This is a genomic window from Rhodanobacter hydrolyticus (assembly GCF_044904645.1).
Genome location: NZ_JADIKK010000008.1, coordinates 1 through 20,186 on the forward strand (window position 1 = coordinate 1; position 20,186 = coordinate 20,186).

A 20,186-nucleotide genomic window follows, 5' to 3' on the forward strand; every position below is an offset into this window, starting at 1 on the left:
ACAACCAGTCGCTGTCGGAGCGTCGTGCGCAGATCGTGTACGACTACCTGACCAGCCACGGGATCGACGCGAGCCGTCTGGAAGGCCCGATTGGTCACGGCGAAGACAACCCGATCGGCGACAACGCGACCGACGCGGGCCGTGCGCAGAACCGTCGCGTGGAATTGCAGGTCCAGCAGTAATCGGACTTGTTGCAGTGTCACGAAAAAGCCCGGCGCATGCCGGGCTTTTTTTGTGGGTACTGCGGCCACGGATGACCGTCCGTTTGGTTCTCGTGATCATGGATGATTGCAATGGGGTGTTCCGACGCCATTTGAGCTTGCCGATGACTCGTGTACGACAATCCGAACCGCTAGGCGGCAAACGACACGGTGTTGCCCGCGCACTGAGCAAGCTGGGTGTGTGTTCGCGCAGCCAGGCCGAGGCGGCGGTGCGGGCAGGGCGTGTTGGCGTGGATGGCCGGCCGGTGCACGATCCCGAGCATCCGGTGGATGCGGCTCGCCAGAAAATCAGTCTGGATGGCGTAACCGTGGTGGCGACCCAGCGCGTCTATCTCGCCCTCAACAAGCCGCGCGGCATCGTGGTGAGCGCAGCGGACGAACGCGGTCGCGATACCGTATATGACCTGTTGCGTGACGCCGGTTTGCCATGGTGCGGGCCGGTCGGCCGGCTGGACAGGGCCAGCGAAGGCCTGCTGCTGCTCAGCAATGACAGCGTATGGGCGGCCGGCATCACCGAACCGAGTACGCATCTCGACAAGACCTACCACGTGCAAGTGGTGGGGCGGCCAGACGCCGATGCTCTGGCGGCGATGCTGGCCGGTGTTCGCGATGGTGCGGATTTGCTCAAGGCGCGCAGGGTCGCGTTGCTGCGTGCGGGCGAGAAGAACGCCTGGCTGGAAGTGCTGTTGGACGAAGGCCGCAATCGGCACATCCGCCGCCTGCTGGCGGCGCTGGGCTTCGAGGTGCTGCGGTTGGTGCGCGTTGCCATCGGGCCCCTGCAGCTTGGCGAGCTTGCCAAGGGGCAATGGCGCCACTTGAGTGCCGCCGAAGTGGCGGCACTCAGGACGCGTTGAGCATCAGATCACGCCAAGCTGTTTACCCACCTTGGTGAATGCCGCGATGGCGCGATCCAGGTGTTCGCGCGTATGCGCCGCGCTCATCTGCGTGCGTATGCGGGCCTGCCCTTGGGGCACCACTGGGTAAAAGAAGCCAGTGACGTAGATGCCTTCGTCTAGCAGGGCAGTGGCCATCGCCTGTGCCTTGGGTGCGTCGTAGATCATCACGGGTACGATGGGATGCACGCCAGGCTTGATGTCGAAGCCGGCCTTGGTCATCTGCTCGCGGAAGTAGCGGGTGTTTTCCTGCACCTTGGCGCGCAGATCCCCCGCGGAGGCAAGCATGTCGAATACCTTGATCGCCGCAGCCACCACATGCGGCGGCAGCGAGTTGGAGAACAGGTACGGCCGCGAGCGTTGGCGCAGCATCTCGATCATTTCGGCGCGGCCGGTAGTGAAGCCGCCCAGTGCACCGCCCAGCGCCTTGCCCAGCGTGCCGGTGAAGAGGTCGATCTTGTCCATCACGCCGTTGACTTCGGCCGAGCCACGGCCGGTTTCGCCGAGAAAGCCGGTGCAGTGGCATTCGTCGATGTGTACCAACGCGTTGTACTTCGCGGCCAGCGCGGTGATCTGGTCGAGCTTGGCGATGAAGCCGTCCATCGAGAACGCGCCGTCGGTGGAGATCAGCTTGGTGCGCGCGCCGGCTGCGTCGGCGGCCTGCAACTGCTTCTCCAGGTCGGCCATGTCGCTGTTGGCATAACGGAAGCGCTTGGCCTTGCACAGGCGGATGCCGTCGATGATCGAGGCGTGGTTGAGCGCGTCGGAGATCACCGCGTCTTCCTCGCCCAGCAGCGGCTCGTACAGGCCGCCGTTGGCGTCGAAGCAGGCGGCGTAGAGGATGGTGTCCTCGGTACCGAAGAAGCCGGCGATCTGCTTTTCCAATTGCTTGTGCAGGTCCTGCGTGCCGCAGATGAAGCGCACGCTGGCCATGCCGAAGCCGTGCGTGTCCAATGCATCCTTCGCGGCCTGGATCACGTCGGGATGGTCGGCCAGGCCGAGGTAATTGTTGGCGCAGAAATTCAGCACCTTGCGGCCGCCTTCCAGCTCGATTTCCGCGGACTGCGGCGAGACGATTACGCGCTCGGCCTTGAACAGGCCCTGCTCGCGGATGGATTTCAGTTCGCTGGCGTAGCGCGCTTGGCCGGGGTAGCTCATGGTGGAGTTCCGCTCATAGGGAAAGCGCCTATTGTCGGCCTTTTTGCGAGCGCCATCCATGGCGGCCGTACGCGTGGCCGATGCGGATGTGATGCAGAGACCACATCCGGCGATTTTCCCCGTGACGGAGGCCTCTGGTTTTCAGTGTAGGCCGAAGTCGACACGCGTGGTCTTGCCCGCGTCATCGATGCCCTTGGCATCGACCTTTGGCGCCAGCACGAACACGCGATTGTCGGCGAGCTTGCCGCGCAACGCGGCGCGCACCGCATCGGCCCTGCGTTCGGCAAGGTGGCGCAACGCGTCTTCGTCCACCGGCATGTTGGTTTCCAGCAACTTGCGCATCACGTCCGAGGGCTGCGATTTGGTGAGGCCGATGGCGTCGCGCGGCTTGGGGAACTTGGCGTGCTTGTAGGCCTTCTTCAGGTATTTGTCGTACTGGTCCGGTGTGAGCTTGGCAAGGTCGGCGCCTTCGCCAGCCTCCTGTTGCACCAGGTCGTCCACCATCACCTTGCGCAGGCCGCTTTCGTCGAACTTCGGATCGACACGGCCAGTGACGTCCAGCTTCAGAGCGGTTTTCTGCTGGAGGATCTTCACAATCTGGTCCAGCTTTTCCTGCGCCTTGGCGTCCAGCACGGCCGAGCCGGGGGCGAATTCCACATAGCCCAGATCCTGCTGCTTGCCGCCGCCACCCATGGCCGAGGCGATCAGCCGGAACGGGGAGGTCACCGCACGGCCGATCAGGTTGACGAAGGCATGCCAGATCAGTCCGCCCACGCTGAACTGCGGGTCGTCCAGCGAGCCGGATACCGGCACGTCCACGTCGATGTTGCCGTCGGCATCCTTCAGCAGCGCCACCGCCAGCTTCACCGGCAGGTGGCTGATGCCGGGGCCCTGGATGGCGTCGCCGAAGGTGAGCTGGGTAATGAAGATATGGTTGTCGGCGTTGAGCTTGCCGTTGTCGAGCTGGTAGTGCACGTCCATCGTCAGCCGGCCCTTGGTGATCGGATAGCCGGTGTACTTGCCCGAGTACGGCGACAGGTGGGTGAGCTCCACGCCATCGGCCTTGCCCTTCACGTCGAGGGACGCCGTCGGTGCCAGCGGGTTGATCGTGCCGGTGATGTTTACCGGCGCGTTATCGTCGAGCTGGCCCTGCAGGTCCATGTCGGCGGGCGGGCCGCCCGCAGTGCCGAACGCGCCAACCTTGCCGGCTAGGTCGGTGATGTTGGCCGTGTAGTTCGGCTTGATGAAGTTGTCGGTGTAGTTGAGGTAGCCGCGTGCCAGCGTGATGCCGCCGATCTGGATGTCGGCGGCGGGTGCCGCGGCGGTGCCGGCGGGGGTAGGCGAGGCTGTGGTAGCGGCAACCTGCGGTTTCGCCGCGGGTGCCGCGGGGTTCTGTCGCGTCTGGGTCACCGAGACGGGAGCGGCGGCCGGGTTGGCTACCACGTCCTGCATATTGGTGCGGCCATTCGTATTGATGATGACGCGGGCATAGAAATCGTCCAATGCCAGACCGGCTACCGACACATGCGGCACGTCTTCGCCCATGTGCACCGTCAGGCCGCTGGCGTCCAAGGAGTTCCAGCGCAGGAAGTCGTCGCCGGTGAGCTTGTCCTGCACGCGCACGTTGCCCAGCGTGACGCGGCCGCGCCAGTCCATCAGCGCCTGTGGCTGGTGGTCGCGGTAACGCAAGCGACCATCCGCGCTGAGCGTGGCGCTGGTGAGTGTCACGTTGAGCGGCACCGTGGCCAGCGATTGCAGCGGGGCGATATCGAGCCGCGTGGTGCGTACGCGCAGGTTGGCATCCAGCGGTTGCGGGCGCAGCGTGCCGTCCACGCGCAGGCTGCCGCGGCCGATGCCACCTTCCAGTGCCAGCTTCAACGGCTTGCGCATGTCGCTGGAAAGATCATCGAAGTTGGCGTGTGCCAGCTTGAGCGCGGTGCGGTTGTTCTTGCCGGCAATGTGCGGATCAGTGAGCGCCAGCGTGCCGTCGATGCCGACGTGGGCGATGCTCCAGTGCCAACTCGGCGAGGGTGGCGATGGTTTGCGCGAGCCATGCGTCGGCTCGGACTTCATCAGGTCGGTCAGGTCGATGTTGCCGTTCTGCAGGCGCCGCGCCTCGACCTGCAGGCCGTGCAGGGTTACGTGATCGAGTTGCGCTGTGCTGCTGGCGAGATCGAGCTGCGTGATGCCGGCTTCCAGCGATTGCCATGCGAGCGGCGTGCGCTTGCCCTGCTGCAGGGCGAGGTCGTTGATCGTTGCAGTGGTGGTTTGCAGCGTGAGGTTGAAGACCTTGCCCCAGTTGGCTTGCAACTGGCCGTCCGCATTCAGCGTGCCCTTGGTCAGCTCGGCGTCGAGCATCGACGGGGCCAGCGACAGCAAGGGCGGCAGGCCTATGCCTTTCATGCCCAGCTTGCCGTCGTAGTGGCCATTAGCCACATCGAGTTTGCCGCTTGTGGAGAGGTTGCCGCCGTTGAGCGAGGCGGCAGCAATATCGAGTATTGCAGGTGGCGCGGCGACCGTGGATAGCCCGCGCAATGTGCCGTAGATATTGTTCAGCGCTAGCGAGGCTGGTTTGCGGCCACTGGCGTCGGTGTAGTCGAGGTGACTGACTCCCAATGTCAGCGCGGCGATGCTCACCTCAGTGGTCGGTGCGGCGGGTTTGGTAGGTGGTGTGGGTTTCGCGGCATCGCCCCCGGTCAGCGCATCAAAGTTGCTGTGGCCTTCGGACGTGCGGGTGTAGTGCAAGGCGAGGCCGTACAGTTGCACCACACCGAGGCGATAGCGCGACAGCAGTGGCTCCACGTCATCCAGTGTGGCCTTGGCGAGAGCTAGTTCGAACAGCGGCGCACCTGCCGGCGTGGTCAGTGCGAAGCCGTTCAATTGCAACTGGCCGCCAAGACGAATCTGCGGGCCGGACTTTGCCTGCACGAACTGCAGATCGAGCTTGCCGGACAACTGGCCGCTGGGTATCGCCACCGGCAGCTTCGCCGGCACGTAGCCGAGGTAGCGCGGCAGATCGAGGTGATCCAGCGAGAAATTGATGTCCGACTCGAGGCTGTCCGAGAACGGCTTGGTCTGGCCGGCGACGCGCAGCGGGCTGCCGTCTACGTTCATAGCCAGCAGCGGCTGCACGAATACGTCGGTGTCGCGCGGCAGGTTGGCGATGAAAGGGATGCCGACCTGCAGGTGGTCGATGCGGTGCGTGGCGTTGGACACCGCGTCGGCGAACGTGATGTCACCGTCGGTCACGCTGATGTTGGACAGCGCGAAGCGCGCGGGTTGGCTGTCCGGCTTCGGCGGTCCGCCGGAGAACTTGGCGATCAGGTCGGAGAAGTTGAACTGCTGCGGCGCGGTACGCGCAATGTGCAGCTGCGGATGCTGCAGCGAGAGTTCGTCGAGGATTGGCGCCATGCGGAACAGCGAAGTCCACGAGGCATTGACCACGGCGCGGTCGATGTCCACGAACGGCGAATGACCGTCGCGGTCGCCGATGTGCAGCTTGTCCAGTTCCAGCCGCAGGGTGAACGGATCCAGGTGCACCGCGTCCACGCTGACCGGGCGGTCGAGCAGGGCGGTGAGCCGGGTCTGCAGCTGGCTCTTGATGATCGGCGGCGCGACCAGGAAACCGAGCAGGCCGAACACGACCAGCACGATGGCAATCACCAGCGCGGTCTTGCGCGTGCGCCGCGAGCGATACAGCCGTTCGGCGCGGTCGCGCGCCATCGCCAGAGGGGAAGCTGCTGGGCGAGGATCGTTCATGATCGCGGTATCCCGTTGCGCGTCGACCGTGAAAGTTTACGTGAAAGGAAAATCGGCGGCGTGGCCCACCTCCTTCGCGCTTCGCTGCGGCTTGCATGGTCTGTTGCAGGGAGTGGAAACCCACGCCAAACGCAAAGACATGCACCAATTGACCGCTTCAATCCCCGGGAGTAGAAGTCCGGATAGCCACGACAACGCGGCATTTGCAGGAGCGAAGCCATGAAACGTGCAAATGGTGTATTGCTTGGTCTTGCCGTGTCGATGTTGTTCGGAGCGAGTGTCGCCGCCCACGATGCTTCGCCGGCAAGCCTTCCCCAATCGGCAGCCAGTGGCGCCACCCAGGCGCAGTCCAGCGCGGTCACGAATATTCCCCTGCTGGTGATCGTGACCAACAAGGGGCAGGTTCGCGACATCCAGCATGCGCAGCGCCTGCCCACGCAGGTGAACCGGTTGCTCTGGAGCAGCGTGCAGGACTGGACCAGGTCACCCGCACGCGTCAACGGCAAGCGTGTCACGGCGCAGGTTTACATGGATGTGACCTTGCACGCGGAGCCGCGGGCCGACGGCAGCTCCAGCGTCTATTTCACCTTGGCCTCCGTCGGCCCGGTCATGCGCGGCTACTGGAAAATGCGCGGCGACCGCATCAACGGTCCGTGCGAGAAGGTGACGGGCAACATGACCGCTGGCGTCGGCGGTGCTGGCGCCTGGTGCACGTTCAAGCTCACAGCGGGAATTCCGTCGACGGCGACCGAGGCACCTTCCGCCAAATGACGACCATGAAAAACGGGCCGGCTTCAGGAGCCGGCCCGTTTCGCTTGCGTCAATGCATCAGTTCCAGGAACAAACGACCTTGCCGCAGGTGCCGGCGTCCATCAGGTCGAAGCCCTTCTGGAAATCGTCAATGTGGATCTGGTGGGTCAGCACCTTCTGCAGCGGGAAGCCGGTGAGCACCATCTGGGTCATCTTGTACCAGGTCTCATACATCCTGCGGCCGTAGATGCCCTGCAGGGTGAGGCCCTTGAAGATCACCCTGTCCCAATCGATGCCGGCGCCCTTGGGCAGGATGCCGAGCAGGGCGACTTTGCCGCCGTGGTACATGCAGTCGAGCATGTCGTTGAAGGCGCGCGGGTTGCCGCTCATTTCCAGGCCCACGTCGAAGCCTTCCATGTGCAGATCCTTCATCACGTCCTTCAGCGAGGTGTTAGCCACGTTCACCACACGGGTGGCGCCCATGTCCGCCGCCAGCTTCAGGCGGTAGTCGTTGACGTCGGTGACCACCACGTTGCGCGCGCCCACGTGCTTGGCGATGCCGGCGGCGATGATGCCGATCGGGCCGGCGCCGGTGATCAGCACGTCCTCGCCGATCAGGTCGAATTCCAACGCGCAGTGCGCGGCGTTGCCGTAGGGGTCGAAGAACGCGGCCAGCTCGGACGGGATCTGGTCCGGGATCGGCCACAGGTTTGAGGCCGGCATGGTCATGTATTCGGCGAACGCGCCGTTGCGGTTCACGCCGATGCCGATGGTGTTCGGGCACAAGTGCTGGCGGCCTGCGCGGCAGTTGCGGCAGTGGCCGCACACGATGTGTCCCTCGGCCGAGACACGGTCGCCCACCTTGTAGCCGGTGACGCCGGGACCGATTTCCACGATGCGGCCGACGAACTCGTGACCGATGGTGAGGCCGGGCTTGATGACGCGCTGGCTCCACTCATCCCATTTGTAGATGTGCAGGTCGGTGCCGCAGATCGCGGTTTTTTCCAGCTTGATCAGCACTTCGTTGGGGCCGACCTCGGGCACCGGCACCTCTTCCATCCAGATGCCTTTCTCGGCGTGGCGCTTGACCAGGGCTTTCATCGTCTGCGGCATGGGGGATCCAATGGCTGGCCCGAACGGGCGGGGAAGACCACGATTATAAATCCATGGCCGGCATCGCCGCCCACAGGCCGGTTACTGGTCGACGCGCACGTAGTTGCGATGGAACACCACCGGCCGCTGCAGGAAGCCGGGTTGCCATTGTTCGGTGACTTGCAGCGTGTGGCCGTCGGCGGAACGCGACCAGATTTCGTTGAGATGACTGCCGTCGTTGAATTGCAGGGTGAACTGCAGGCCCTGGCCGGCGTCCAGCCGGTGGGCGATCGCATTGCCGTCAAGCGTGTGCTGATCATGGCCGTTCAGCGGCATGGCCAATTGTTCGCCATTCTCCAGTCGTGTCTGCAGAGCATTGGCATCCTGCTGGACGATCAGCACGGAGTCGTTGGCCAGCGTGGGCGGCAGCTTGAGCAGGTCGGCATCGTCGGACGAGTTGCTCGATGATGCGCTGTCCGTCTTGTTGCCGCCGCGACCGTGGCCACCACCCATGTGGCCGCCGCCCATGCCTCCACGGCCGCCACCATGGCCCCCATGGCTGCTCGGCTGGGATGTGCTGGCGCTGGACGATGCACCGGCCGGCGCCACGGTAGGCGACTGTTCGCGCCGCAATTCGCTGCGCAGCATGGCAGTGACCTGGTCCGGGCCATCGCTGCCCTGGTCGCTGAGGCGCCACAGGCCATTGAAGTCGGGCAACGTGGTGATCTGCTGCGAGATGGCCCAGGTGCTTGCGGCAAGCAGGGCAACGGCGGGGAGTGCGGATGTGAGGGCATTGGGCTTGGGCATGCAGAGGCAAACGCGCGAGTCGATATGCCGATTACCTGCGAGCTGCGGTTCTATCCACAGCGGATGTGGATACGCGCGGGACAAGCATGTGGACAACTCCGGTTCGCGCCGCTGCGACAGACACTTGCCTCGCATTGATGAAGTTTTGCGCAGGTGCGTTCGGCTACGCTTGCGCATCCTTTGCCGCATCGCCACGCATGAGCCTCGACGCACGTCCCCTCGCGGTCTTTCTGATGGGCCCTACGGCCTCTGGCAAGACCGCGCTTGCCTGTGAGCTGGCGGATCGCTTTCCGCTGGGGCTGGTCAGCGTGGATTCGGCGCTGGTGTATCGCGGCCTCGACATCGGTGCGGCCAAGCCGGATGCGGCCACGCTGGCGCGTTATCCGCATGCCCTGATCGACATCCGCGATCCGGCCCAGCCTTATTCGGCGGCGGAATTCTGCGACGACGCGCTGGCGGTCATGCGCGAAATCACGGCACGGGGCAGGGTGCCGCTGTTGGTGGGGGGCACCGGGCTGTATTTCCGAGCCTTGCAGCACGGACTTTCCGAATTGCCCGAAGCCGATCCGGTGATCCGTGCGCGATTGACGGACGAAGCCGCGCGTATCGGTTGGCCGGCCATGCATGCGCGACTGGAGCGGCTCGATCCTGCCGCCGCAGCGCGCATCGGCCCCAACGACGCCCAGCGTCTGCAGCGCGCCCTTGAAGTGATCGAGTTGAGCGGACGGCCGTTGTCCGAATTGCAGCGTGGCGGTCATGGCGAGGTGTTTCCCTGGCGCGTACTCAAGCTGGCACTGTTGCCGACGGATCGTCGGCCGCTGCATGCGCGCATCGCGCGGCGCTTCGATGCCATGCTTGCCGACGGCTTTCTCGACGAGGTGCGCGTTCTGCGCGAACGCGGCGACCTGCATGCCGACCTGCCCGCGATCCGTGCGGTGGGCTACCGGCAGGGCTGGGAATATCTGGCCGGCCAAGGCAATGCCGTCGACTTCCGCGATCGCGCCATCTTCGCCACCCGCCAGTTGGCCAAGCGGCAGATCACCTGGCTGCGTGCCGAGCTGGATGCGCGCGTGTTCGATCCGGAGCTTGCGCCGCCGCTCGTGCAGGCTACCGAAGCGGCGCGCCTGTTTCTCGGGACAGCGCACTGAAGCGGTGACCATTCCGTGCGCCGCGACCCGGAAAACCCCCTTCCTTCAAGCCCTTGAACCCGGTTAACATCGATTCCGTTGAACCGGGGCGCCTTTGGCGTTTTTTCCCCGGTTCGGGTGCCGCTTAGGGGAGAACAAGAAATGTCCAAGGGACAATCGCTGCAGGATCCTTTTCTCAACGCCTTGCGTCGCGAGCGCGTGCCGGTGGCCATTTATCTGGTGAACGGCATCAAGCTGCAGGGCACCGTCGAGTCCTTCGACCAGTTCGTGGTGCTGCTGCGCAACCAGGTCAGCCAGATGGTGTACAAGCATGCCATCTCCACCGTGGTGCCCAGCCGCAATGTGCGCATCGGCACCGGCCATGAAGGCCACGAGGCGCATGTCGATGCCGCTCCTGCGGGCGACGCCACGGATGCTTGATTGACGGCCGGCTGGCCCACATGAAGGTGGGGTCGTCCCGACTCCGCCCAATCGCAAAGGCCACCATCCCACGTGTTTGATCGTCAGAAGAAAGGCGAACGCGCCGTACTCGTGCTGCCGCACGCGCGTGGCGGCGGCGATGCCGAACGCCGCGCGGACGAGTTCGCGGAACTGGCCAGGTCGGCCGGTGCCGAGGTACTGGGCAGTGTCTCCGCGCGTGTCGAGGCGCCCAATCCGCGTTTCTACGTCGGCAGCGGCAAGGCCGACGAAGTGGCCGAGATGGTGCGCGCGCTGGGTGCCGACCTCGTGCTGGTCGACCACCTGCTCAGCCCGGTGCAGGAGCGCAACCTCGAAAAACACCTCAGTGCGCGCGTGGTCGACCGTGCCGGCCTGATCCTCGACATCTTTGCACAGCGTGCGCGCTCGCACGAGGGCAAGCTGGAGGTCGAGCTGGCCCAGCTCAAACACGTCGCCACCCGGCTGGTGCGCGGCTGGACGCATCTGGATGCCCAGCGCGGCGGTGCGATCGGCAACCGCGGCCCCGGCGAGACCCAGCTGGAAACCGACCGTCGCCTGCTCGCCGAACGGGTGAAGCAGCTCACCAAGCGCCTCGAAAAAGTGCAGACCCAACGCGGCCAGCAGCGCCGCGCGCGCCTGCGCAACACGGTGCCGCGGGTGGCGTTGGTGGGCTACACCAACGCCGGCAAGTCCACCCTCTTCAACGCGCTCACCGCTGGCGGGGTGTATGCCGCCGACCAGTTGTTCGCCACGCTCGATCCCACCGTGCGCCGGCTTGAGGAGCTGACCTGTGGCCCGGCAGTGATCGCCGACACCGTAGGCTTTGTCCGCGAATTGCCGCATGACCTGGTCGCCGCGTTCCGCGGCACCTTGGCCGAGGCGCGCGACGCCGATCTGTTGCTGCACGTCAGTGACGCCGCCGACGAGGAGCGCGAAGCGCTGCGTCGCGTGGTCGACCAGGTGCTGGAGGAAATCGGCGCGGGCGAGGTGCCGCAGCTGCGCGTCTTCAACAAGATCGATTTGATGGGAAGGGACGACGGTGCCAGTACCGCCACTCCTCAGGAAGGGGCGGTTTCGGATGCGATGGCCCGCGAAAAGGCCATGGAGCCCCGCATCGATCGCGATGCTTCCGGCAAGCCGCAGGCTGTATGGCTGTCTGCCGCCACCGGCGCAGGCATCGAACTGTTGCGCCAGGCGCTGGGCGAACTGCTCGGCGGCGAACGGGTGCAGTCCGAGTTGCGCCTGCCGCTGACGGCTGGGCGGCTGCACGCGCGGCTCAAGGCCATCGGCGCGATCGCCGGCGAACAGGTGGACGAGCATGGCTGGTGCCTGCGCATCGACGCCCCACGCAGCGTGATCGCGCCGCTCAACGGTGGCAGCACGGCGGAAAACGAGCTGCTGCGCGGCTTGCTGGGTAGCGCGACATCCTGATTTCGCGCGGCTCTGCTAGAATGCCAGCCGTTTGTGCGACCGAAAAAGTCTGGTCGCCACATCGACGGCAATCCCTTTACGCCTCATGCGATTTCCTTTACCCACGATGCGTTCCGGTGCAGCTTGCCGGCCTCCCAAGCGCCCCCCAGGAGACTGACAATGGCTTGGAATGAACCCGGCGGCGGGCAGCGCGACCCTTGGAACCGGCAGCGTCCCAACGATGCCGGCCTTTCGCCGAACCGGTGGCTGAAGAACTTCGGCAAGCATTTCGGCAAGCTGGGTCGCGGCCCCGGCGGCATCCTCATCGCGATCGTCGTGATTGCCGCAGTGTTCCTGCTGATGAGCAGCTACACCATCATCGACGCGCGCCAGGTCGGCGTGGTGCTGCGTTTCGGCGAATACTCGCGAACGCTGCCGCCGGGCTTCCACCTCAAGCTGCCCAGCCCCGTCGAGACAGTGGACAAGGTCGAGGCCACGGGCATCCGTTCGGTCAACGACCGTGTTTCCATGCTCACCCGCGACGAGAACATCATCACCATCGACTTCACCGTGCAGTACCAGGTGGACGATGCGTACAGGTACCTGTTCTCGGTGAGCGACCCGGACGGCAGCGTGAGCGCGGCCGCCGAGGCTGCGGTGCGCTCGGTGGTCGGCGGCAGCGACATGGACCAGGTCCTCTCCGCCGATGGTTCGACCCTGGTGACCGAGGCGCAACAGGCGCTGCAGAAAACGCTGGACGGCTACAACAGCGGCCTGCGCGTCACCGAGGTGAGCTTCCAGAACGTGGCGCCGCCGGCCGAGGTGAAAGATGCCTTTGATGACGTGAACAACGCACGCGAAGACAAGCAGAGCATCGAGAACGCCGCGCTGGCCTACGCCAACAAGGTGGTGCCGGTGGCGCGCGGCGACGCGGCGCGCATCGCCCAGGAGGCCGAAGGCTACAAGGCCGAGCGCATCGCACGCGCGCAGGGCGATACCGCGCGCTTCGACCTGCTGCTCAAGGAATACAAGGCCGCACCTGCAGTGACGCGCAAGCGCCTGTGGCTGGAGACGATGGAAGAGGTGGCAGCCGACAACACCAAGGTGGTCGATGGCTCCGGGGGTCGCAACATCATCAACCTGCCGGCCACCCATCGTGCGCACGCCGCTTCGGACGACGGCAGCAAGGCCGCCGCGGTAGCGGCACCCGCAGCGGCGGCCTCCGCCAGCGATGCCGCCTCGGACAAGGGAGCCCAGCCATGAAGAGCGTCGTTGCGATCCTCGTCGTCGCCCTGCTGGCGTTGCTCGGTTTCAACAGCGTGTTCGTGGTCGACGAAGGGCAGAGCGCGTTGCTGCTGCAGTTCGGCCGCATCGTGCACGCCGACTACCAGCCCGGCCTGCACGTCAAGCTGCCGGTGATCCAGCAGGTGCTGCACTTCGACAAGCGCATCCTGTCGCTGGATGCGCAGCCGGAGCGCTATTTCACTTCCGAGAAGAAAAGCGTCAATGTCGATTTCTACGTGAAGTGGCGCATCGCCGACAATGCGCTCTACTACCGCGCCACCGGTGGCGACCAGTTGCAGGCCACGCAGCGACTCACCCCCGTCGTCAAGGATGCGCTGCGCTTCGAGTTCAACGCGCGCACCTTGCAGGAGCTGATCTCCGGCGGCCGCAAGGACATCACTGAGCGCGTGCGCCAGCAGACCGATGCCTCGGCGCGCAAGAACCTCGGCATTGCCGTGGTCGACGTGCGCATCAAGCGCATCGACCTGCCGGACGAAGTGAGTGAGTCGGTGTACAAGCGGATGAAGGCTGAACGCCTGCAGCTCGCCAACGAGTTGCGCTACACCGGCCAGGAAGCGGCGGAGAAGATCAATGCCGACGCCGATCGCCAGGGCAAGGTGCTGCGCGCCGACGCCGAGCGCGATGCCGCCAAGGTGCGTGGCGAAGGCGATGCCGAGGCAGCCGCGATTTATGCGCAGTCGTACAACCAGGATCCCGAATTCTTCGCGTTCTACCGCAGCCTCGCCGCCTATACGAAGGCGTTCAAGGACGGCAACAGCGTGCTGATCCTGAAGCCCGATTCCGAATTCCTGCATTATTTCGGCAACCCAGACGCGGCCAAGCATTGACGCCATCGCGGCCATCGGCGAGCTATTTCAACTTTGCAAATTGAGTGAGAACACCATGGGCAAGTCAGTCGTAATCCTCGGCGCGCAGTGGGGCGACGAAGGCAAGGGCAAGATCGTCGACCTGTTGACCGAACGGGTAGGCGCGGTGGCACGCTTCCAGGGCGGCCACAACGCTGGCCATACCCTGGTCATCAAGGGCAAGAAGACCGTGCTGCACCTGATCCCGTCGGGCATCCTGCGCGATGACGCGCTGTGCCTGATCGGCAATGGCGTGGTGCTGTCGCCACAGGCGCTCAAGCAAGAGATCGAGGAGCTGGAAGCGCAGGGCGTGGAAGTGCGCTCGCGCCTCAAGATCAGCCCGGCGACCCCGCTGATCATGCCGTACCACATTGCCGTCGATAAGGCGCGCGAAGCCGCCGCAGGCAAGAGCGCCATCGGCACCACCGGCCGCGGCATCGGCCCGGCCTACGAAGACAAGGTGGCACGCCGCAGCGTGCGCGTGGCCGACCTGATGTATCCGCACGAACTGCCGGAGAAGATCAAGGCGGCGGTGGAGTACCACAACTTCATCCTCACCCAGTGGCTGAAGGCCGAGCCGGTCGATTACCAGACCGTGCTGGACGACGCGCTGGCCTATGGCGAATTCATCCGCCCGATGGTCGACGACGTCGCCACCATCCTGCACGACGTGCGCAAGGAAGGCGGCCATATCCTGTACGAAGGTGCGCAGGGCGCGCTGCTCGACATCGACCACGGCACCTATCCCTACGTCACCTCGTCCAACACCACCGTGGGCGGCGCACTCGCCGGCACCGGCGTGGGCGCGGGCGACATCGACTACGTGCTGGGCATTTGCAAGGCCTACGCCACGCGCGTGGGTGGCGGCCCGTTCCCGACCGAACTGCACGACGAGATGGGCGAGCGCCTGCGCAAGGTCGGCAACGAATACGGCGCCAGCACCGGCCGGCCGCGCCGCTGCGGCTGGATCGACCTCGTCGCGCTCAAGCGAGCGGTGAAGATCAACGGCATCAACGGCCTTGCCATCACCAAGCTCGACGTGCTCGATGGCCTGGAAACCATCAAGGTCTGCATTGCTTACGAATACCGCGGCAAGCGTCGCGAACTGGCTCCGCTCGATGCGGATGGCTGGGATGAGTGCAAGCCGGTGTACCTGGAGTTCCCGGGTTGGGAAGAGTCCACCGCCGGTATCCGCGAGTGGGACAAGTTGCCGCCCGCCGCCCGTGCCTACCTGCGTTCGGTGGAGGAACTTTCCGGCTGCAAGCTCTCCATCGTCGCCACCGGCGCCGACCGTGACGACACCATCGTGCTGGACGATCCGTTCGCTTGATCGACGCGTGCAAGGTGTGAAGCAAAAGCCCCGCCTTGCGGGGCTTTTGCTTGGGTACACTCGCTTGGATCGGCTCCACGCGCCCCCATTTTGGTTTGCGTCGATCCCGAGTGGAGACTTGCCATGTCCGTGTATCGCAAGACACCCGATGCCCTGGCGCGCCTGACGCCCGAGCAATATCGCGTCACGCAGGAGAACGCCACCGAGTATCCCGGTACGGGCGAATACCTGCACCACACCGCAGCAGGCATCTATGTGGATGTGGTGTCGGGCGAGCCGTTGTTTGCTTCCACCGACAAGTTTGAATCGCATTGCGGCTGGCCCAGTTTCACCAAACCGCTGGAGCCGGCGAGCGTCCGCGAATTGCACGATACCTCGCACGGTATGGCTCGCACCGAGGTGCGCTCGTCGCAGGGCGACAGCCATCTGGGGCATGTCTTTCCGGATGGCCCTGTCGAGCGTGGCGGTTTGCGTTACTGCATCAATTCCGCCTCGTTGCGTTTCGTCGCGCGCGCCGAGATGGAAGCCGAGGGCTACGGCGCTTGGCTGGACCAGGTGGAGGGCGAATGATGGCCTCCGAACGCGCCGTACTCGCCGGAGGATGCTTCTGGGGCGTGCAGGAACTGCTGCGCAAACAGCCGGGCGTGCTGTCCACCCGCACGGGTTATGCCGGCGGCGACGTGCCCAACGCCACCTACCGTCACCACGGCACGCATGCCGAGGCGGTGGAGATCGTGTTCGATCCCGCGCGTATCGGTTACCGCGAGCTGCTGGAATTTTTCTTCCAGATCCACGATCCGAGCACACCGAACCGGCAGGGCAACGATCGCGGCAGCTCGTATCGGTCGATGATCCTGTATGCCGACGAGACGCAGAAGCGCGTCGCCGAGGACACGATTGCCGACGTGAATGCCTCCGGCCTGTGGCCGGATCGCGTGGTCACCGAGGTCCAGCCGCTTGGCGATTTCTGGATGGCCGAGCCGGAGCATCAGGACTATCTGCAGCATTACCCCACCGGCTACACCTGTCATTTCGTGCGCCCGGGCTGGCGCCTGCCGCGCCGGACGGACGGTATCGGAAGCTGATCGCATCAAGACTGCTGACGCCGGCAGTCGCCCTGATCGACAGCACGATGTGGCGCTGGCTGTTCCGTCCAACGAAGAAGGCCCCGCAGGCGGGGCCTTCTTCGTTTTGTCAGCAGCGGAGGCTCAATGCCCCTGGGCGCCGGCCTGCGCGTTGCCGCTGGCCTGTGCCGAGGCGGAGATGCCGCCGCCGAGCGAACCGTTGGCGCTGGCCTGCCCACTGGCGCCAGTCGTGCCGTTCGCGCCGAAGCCGGAACGGGTGTTGGCGCGGGTATTGCCGCTGACGTTACCCGTGGCCGACGTACTGGCCGTCGTGTTGCCGACGGCGCCGGCAGTCTGCGTGCCCAGCGCGCGGACCGAGGACATGCCGTTGACAGCGGCCTGCCGGGCCGAGCCGATGCCCGACTGGGCGGCACCCTCGGCTTCCGTGCGCGCATTGCCGGCTGCAGTCCGCGCGCGATCCACGGTGCTCATGGCGTCCTGATTGGCCGTCGAAGCAGCCGAACGTGCCTGGTTCGCAGCCGCGCCTGCGTCCTTGCTCGCAGCGGAGCCATCGATGCTCCCGGAGGCGGATGCCCCCAACCCGGCCACGCCGTTCAATGTAGCCTGACCCGCACTCGCGCCAGTGGCGCCGGCGAGTTGGCCGGAGCCGTTGGCGGCCGCCTGGCCGCTCGACCGGTTGGCGGTCTGCGTCACGGCATGCGTGGCGGTCGACGCGGTGTGCTGATGCAGGTGCTCGGCACGCAGCTCAGCCGTGCTCGGATTGATGCCTGGCATGCCGAGGTTGCCTGCGCCTTGCGCGGAGCCGCCGAGCTGGCCGCTTCCCATCGCTCCGTGGAGTTGACCGGTGGCACTGCCGACGAGGCCGCCGCCCAGATGCTGGGCATAGGCGTTGGTCATCGAGGCCAGGGCAAGCGCGCCGGTGCACAGGGCGACGCCGAGGGTCTTCTTGCTGAAGGTCGTGTTGCGCATGGTGGAGCCTCCTGCCAGCGGCGAATCCGCGGCTTCCAGAGACCACTACGAGTGCCGGCGGAGCATCCTTCCATGTCGCGCGGCTGTGGTTGTTTCGTGTTCAGTTTCAGGGCAGGAGCAGGCCGTGGCCGCAACGCGAGCCGCTGTCATGGGTATCGGGAGCGCGGGCTTCGCCGATCAGGTTCAGCAATACCTGGGCCGCCGCGCCGGGCCGAGGAGCATTCAGCGCGTGGGCGGCCTTGCGCGCCACGATGGGTGCCGCGAACGACGTACCGCGCAGCATGCCGCGGCCGCTGCCGACCACGCCCGGCGCGCAGAAGGCTACCTGCTTGCCGCTGGCGGACTCGGGCAGCACGCGACCGTCCGCATCGACGGCGCCGACGCCGATCACGGCGGGGTAGGCCGCCGGAAACAAGGGCGGTGCGGCGGGGCCGTCGTTGCCGGCCGCAGCGACCAGCACGTGGCCGCGCGCGATCATCGCCTGCACCGCGCGCGCGAGCACCGGGTTGTCGGGGCCGACCAGGCTGATATTGATCACCGCCACTTGTTCGCGATCCATCCATGCAAGGGCATCCACCAACCCGGCGGTGGCGCCGCCGACCTCGTCACCGCACCACAGGTCAGCGGCATGCAAGGTGTCCGTGTCGCCGGCGACCAGACGAACGGCGACGGCCGTGCCGTGTCGCGAGGCGGTCGGCGTGCTGCAGCCATGCGTTTCGACGCGCGCGTGTGCCAGCGCGGGATCGGCGGGGTCGATCCCGCCGTCGATCATCCCGATGTCGCGTACCGGCGTGGCAGGCATGGGCGAGGACGAGCTCGTGGCAGGGGCCGTGTCGCTGCCGCCCGCCGGGAGGTAGAGATGCTGGTACGCCAACGTCGCATCCGGCGCAGCCCGTTGCAGGATGCGCATGGCTTTTCGCGTACTGCGGTCACGGCTGTCGTGCAGCACGACAAGGTCCAGCCCGAGCGTCGCATCCGTGGTCGTCTGGCGATCCACGGTGAAGCCCTGCGCCTGCACGGCATCGAGTTGGGGGCCTGACATGCCCATGGCCAGAAACTCGCCGCGCAGGATAGGCGCGCCTTGGGGATCCACGGTGACGCGCTGCGGCTCCCGGCGCAGCAGCGCCTCGACCTGCGTCTTCAGGCCAAGGGTCTGCGACCGCCGCAGCAGGTCATCGGCATTTTGCAGGTCCACGCCGGGCACGGTGCCGGGCAGGGGCGTGGCCGGAAGCGGCAGGTTAGGCAGTCTCTGCTGCACCGGGCCCAGCAGTTGCGCATGCACGGGGGGGCTGCCGCCCAGCGCGAGCACGAGGGCCAGCACCGGAATGGACAACGCGGAAGCACGAGGCAAGTGCATCGCCGGACACCTCGGGAGCGACGGGGCCGGATGCTAGCATGCGTTTTCTTTACGCCCTCGAACCGCCCGGTGCGCGCGAGGGAAGGAATCCGTCCCTCCAGGCGTAGTGGAAGGTGATGCGTGCATTCGAGCGATGCCGTGCGCGAAGGGCTGATTGAACTGCTGCCGCGCCTGCGACGCCTGGCGCGGGCGCTGGCAGGGCAGGCGGCCGATGCCGACGACCTGGTGCAGGTGGTGCTGGAGCGCGCGCTCGCGCGATCCGTGCAATGGCGGCCGGATGCTGCGCTGGACAGGTGGGTGTTCGCGATCGCGCGCAATGCCTGGCGGGACGAGTTGCGTGCGCGTGGCAGAGAGCAGCATCTGTTCGCGCCGGAGGAGGCCGGCGACACGGTAGCCGATGGCAGCGAGGCGCGGCACGCGCAGCAGATGGAACTGGCGCAGGCACTGGCGACGCTGCCGCCGGACCATCGCGAAGTGGTGGCGCTGGTGCTGGTCGAGGGCTTGTCCTACGACGAGGCTGCCGTGTTGCTGGAGGTGCCGGTGGGAACCGTCACCAGCCGCCTGGCTCGCGCCCGTGCCACCTTGCAGGCCCATCTCGGGAACGACGCATGACACCGATAGACGACGAGATCTTGCAGGCTTACGTGGACGGCGCGCTCGATGCGGCGGATACCGCGCGCGTCGATGCGGCGCTGGCGCAGGACGATGCGCTGGCCTGCCGCGTGCGACAGTTGCGTGCCCTGGATGCGCAACTGCGGGCTGCGTTCGATCCGGTGCTGGACGAGCCGATACCCGGGCGCCTGTCTGCCCTGCTGCAGCCAACGGCTGCACGGGCCACGCCGTTCACCGTGCTGGAGGGTGGGCGCGATGCGGGTGCCGTTCGTCGTCGTGCGACCCGCCGTTGGTTGGTGCCGGGCGCCGCGCTGGCGACATCGGTGGCTCTGCTCGCCGCAGGCCTGTGGTGGCAGGCAGACAGCGGTTGGGTGCGCACGCAAGACGGACGGCAGTTTGCGGCAGGCGCGCTGACCCGCGCGCTCGACAACCAACTGGCGAGCGAGCCGGATGCACACGCCTCGGTCGCGATCGGCCTCAGCTTCCGCAGCAAGGACGGACAGGTCTGCCGTAGCTTCACCGTCCGCACGCCACCGGTGCGTGCCGGACTGGCCTGCCACACAACAGCGGGTTGGGAATTGCCCGTGCTGGGGCCGGCGGTTCCGTCCGAAGGCGGTGAACTGCGGCAGGCCGCGAGCGATCTGCCGCCCGCCGTGCAGGCTGCGATCGATGCCCGCCTGAGCGGCGAGGTCTTCGACGCGCAGCAGGAACGGGCGGCGCGCGCAGAGGGGTGGCGCTGAAGCACCGGGCATCGCGGCGAGAGCGCCTAACGCTCCTTCGCGAAATTCGCCGTACGCATGCAGAGATCGAAGGCGACGTTGCGCAGGCCGATGCCGGTGCTGTCTACGGCGTAGGCCGGAGCCACGGCTGCACGTACCCTGCAGTCGCGCACGGCATGCCAGTGCAGCGCGTCGTGATCGATGGGGGGCGTGGCGCAGGCGGCAAGGCAAAGGCAGGCCAAGCCGGCAATCGTCAGCTTCTGCATGATGAATTTTCCGAAGTGGCTG

General features: G+C 66.0%; 20 protein-coding genes. 13 read left to right on the forward strand and 7 right to left on the reverse strand.

Annotated elements, in window-relative coordinates; all coding sequences use genetic code 11:
- Together ISP25_RS02440 and ISP25_RS02445 are read left to right on the forward strand one after the other, a co-directional pair.
- Nucleotides 1-182: OmpA family protein (locus ISP25_RS02440; RefSeq protein ID WP_404612099.1), on the forward strand; the 182-nt coding region annotated here is incomplete at its 5' end.
- 143 nt (nucleotides 183-325) lie between these two features.
- Nucleotides 326-1,075, forward strand: a complete 750-nt coding sequence (locus tag ISP25_RS02445) for a pseudouridine synthase (RefSeq protein ID WP_404611409.1) — start codon at nucleotides 326-328, stop codon at nucleotides 1,073-1,075.
- A gap of 3 nt (nucleotides 1,076-1,078) precedes the next feature.
- Here the strand turns inward: ISP25_RS02445 and kbl are convergent, their stop codons facing one another.
- Nucleotides 1,079-2,272 carry a glycine C-acetyltransferase gene (gene kbl / locus ISP25_RS02450; protein WP_404611411.1) on the reverse strand — a complete coding sequence of 398 codons (1,194 nt, stop codon included), beginning with the start codon at nucleotides 2,270-2,272 and terminating at the stop codon, nucleotides 1,079-1,081.
- A 141-nt stretch (nucleotides 2,273-2,413) separates the two neighbouring features.
- Nucleotides 2,414-6,031 carry a DUF748 domain-containing protein gene (locus tag ISP25_RS02455; protein WP_404611413.1) on the reverse strand — a complete coding sequence of 1,206 codons (3,618 nt, stop codon included), beginning with the start codon at nucleotides 6,029-6,031 and terminating at the stop codon, nucleotides 2,414-2,416.
- A gap of 219 nt (nucleotides 6,032-6,250) precedes the next feature.
- Between ISP25_RS02455 and ISP25_RS02460 the strand changes: the two genes are divergently transcribed.
- Entirely contained in the window at nucleotides 6,251-6,802 is a 552-nt protein-coding gene (locus ISP25_RS02460; protein ID WP_404611415.1) for a hypothetical protein, read from the forward strand.
- Between the two features lie 57 nt (nucleotides 6,803-6,859).
- Here the strand turns inward: ISP25_RS02460 and tdh are convergent, their stop codons facing one another.
- The gene (tdh, locus tag ISP25_RS02465) at nucleotides 6,860-7,894 is read right to left on the reverse strand and encodes an L-threonine 3-dehydrogenase (protein ID WP_192160175.1); all 1,035 of its coding nucleotides are present in this window, start codon (nucleotides 7,892-7,894) and stop codon (nucleotides 6,860-6,862) included.
- Between the two features lie 81 nt (nucleotides 7,895-7,975).
- On the reverse strand, nucleotides 7,976-8,680 hold the full coding sequence (locus ISP25_RS02470; protein WP_404611417.1) for a hypothetical protein: 705 nt from the start codon (nucleotides 8,678-8,680) through the stop codon (nucleotides 7,976-7,978).
- A 197-nt stretch (nucleotides 8,681-8,877) separates the two neighbouring features.
- Between ISP25_RS02470 and miaA the strand changes: the two genes are divergently transcribed.
- The 8 genes from miaA to msrA all read left to right on the forward strand — a co-directional run bounded on the left by miaA (nucleotide 8,878) and on the right by msrA (nucleotide 16,241).
- Complete coding sequence (gene miaA, locus ISP25_RS02475; protein WP_404611419.1) at nucleotides 8,878-9,828, forward strand: tRNA (adenosine(37)-N6)-dimethylallyltransferase MiaA; 951 nt, start codon at nucleotides 8,878-8,880, stop codon at nucleotides 9,826-9,828.
- A 141-nt stretch (nucleotides 9,829-9,969) separates the two neighbouring features.
- Complete coding sequence (gene hfq / locus ISP25_RS02480; RefSeq protein WP_192160185.1) at nucleotides 9,970-10,248, forward strand: RNA chaperone Hfq; 279 nt, start codon at nucleotides 9,970-9,972, stop codon at nucleotides 10,246-10,248.
- Nucleotides 10,249-10,320: 72 nt separating this feature from the next.
- Nucleotides 10,321-11,697: a ribosome rescue GTPase HflX gene (hflX, locus tag ISP25_RS02485; protein WP_404611421.1), complete on the forward strand. Its 1,377-nt coding sequence runs from the start codon at nucleotides 10,321-10,323 to the stop codon at nucleotides 11,695-11,697.
- A gap of 159 nt (nucleotides 11,698-11,856) precedes the next feature.
- Nucleotides 11,857-12,939, forward strand: coding sequence for an FtsH protease activity modulator HflK (gene hflK, locus ISP25_RS02490; RefSeq protein WP_404611423.1), 1,083 nt, complete (start codon nucleotides 11,857-11,859; stop codon nucleotides 12,937-12,939).
- On the forward strand, nucleotides 12,936-13,808 hold the full coding sequence (hflC, locus tag ISP25_RS02495) for a protease modulator HflC (protein WP_192160193.1): 873 nt from the start codon (nucleotides 12,936-12,938) through the stop codon (nucleotides 13,806-13,808). Before hflK ends, hflC begins: the two co-directional genes overlap by 4 nt.
- A gap of 55 nt (nucleotides 13,809-13,863) precedes the next feature.
- Entirely contained in the window at nucleotides 13,864-15,156 is a 1,293-nt protein-coding gene (locus ISP25_RS02500) for an adenylosuccinate synthase (RefSeq protein ID WP_192160195.1), read from the forward strand.
- 123 nt (nucleotides 15,157-15,279) lie between these two features.
- A complete protein-coding gene (msrB, locus tag ISP25_RS02505; protein ID WP_404611425.1) occupies nucleotides 15,280-15,726 on the forward strand; it encodes a peptide-methionine (R)-S-oxide reductase MsrB in 447 nt (148 codons plus the stop codon).
- Entirely contained in the window at nucleotides 15,726-16,241 is a 516-nt protein-coding gene (gene msrA, locus ISP25_RS02510; RefSeq protein ID WP_404611427.1) for a peptide-methionine (S)-S-oxide reductase MsrA, read from the forward strand. Before msrB ends, msrA begins: the two co-directional genes overlap by 1 nt.
- 123 nt (nucleotides 16,242-16,364) lie before the next feature.
- Here msrA and ISP25_RS02515 read toward each other — a convergent pair whose 3' ends face one another.
- Complete coding sequence (locus tag ISP25_RS02515; protein ID WP_404611429.1) at nucleotides 16,365-17,210, reverse strand: hypothetical protein; 846 nt, start codon at nucleotides 17,208-17,210, stop codon at nucleotides 16,365-16,367.
- A gap of 106 nt (nucleotides 17,211-17,316) precedes the next feature.
- On the reverse strand, nucleotides 17,317-18,567 hold the full coding sequence (locus ISP25_RS02520; RefSeq protein ID WP_404611431.1) for a S8 family serine peptidase: 1,251 nt from the start codon (nucleotides 18,565-18,567) through the stop codon (nucleotides 17,317-17,319).
- A gap of 120 nt (nucleotides 18,568-18,687) precedes the next feature.
- Here ISP25_RS02520 and ISP25_RS02525 point away from each other — a divergent pair, with 120 nt between their 5' ends.
- Together ISP25_RS02525 and ISP25_RS02530 are read left to right on the forward strand one after the other, a co-directional pair.
- Nucleotides 18,688-19,179: an RNA polymerase sigma factor gene (locus ISP25_RS02525; protein ID WP_404611433.1), complete on the forward strand. Its 492-nt coding sequence runs from the start codon at nucleotides 18,688-18,690 to the stop codon at nucleotides 19,177-19,179.
- A complete protein-coding gene (locus ISP25_RS02530; protein WP_404611435.1) occupies nucleotides 19,176-19,919 on the forward strand; it encodes an anti-sigma factor in 744 nt (247 codons plus the stop codon). Before ISP25_RS02525 ends, ISP25_RS02530 begins: the two co-directional genes overlap by 4 nt.
- Before the next feature lie 26 nt (nucleotides 19,920-19,945).
- Here ISP25_RS02530 and ISP25_RS02535 read toward each other — a convergent pair whose 3' ends face one another.
- Nucleotides 19,946-20,164, reverse strand: coding sequence for a hypothetical protein (locus ISP25_RS02535; protein ID WP_404611437.1), 219 nt, complete (start codon nucleotides 20,162-20,164; stop codon nucleotides 19,946-19,948).
- Nucleotides 20,165-20,186 lie beyond the last annotated feature (22 nt).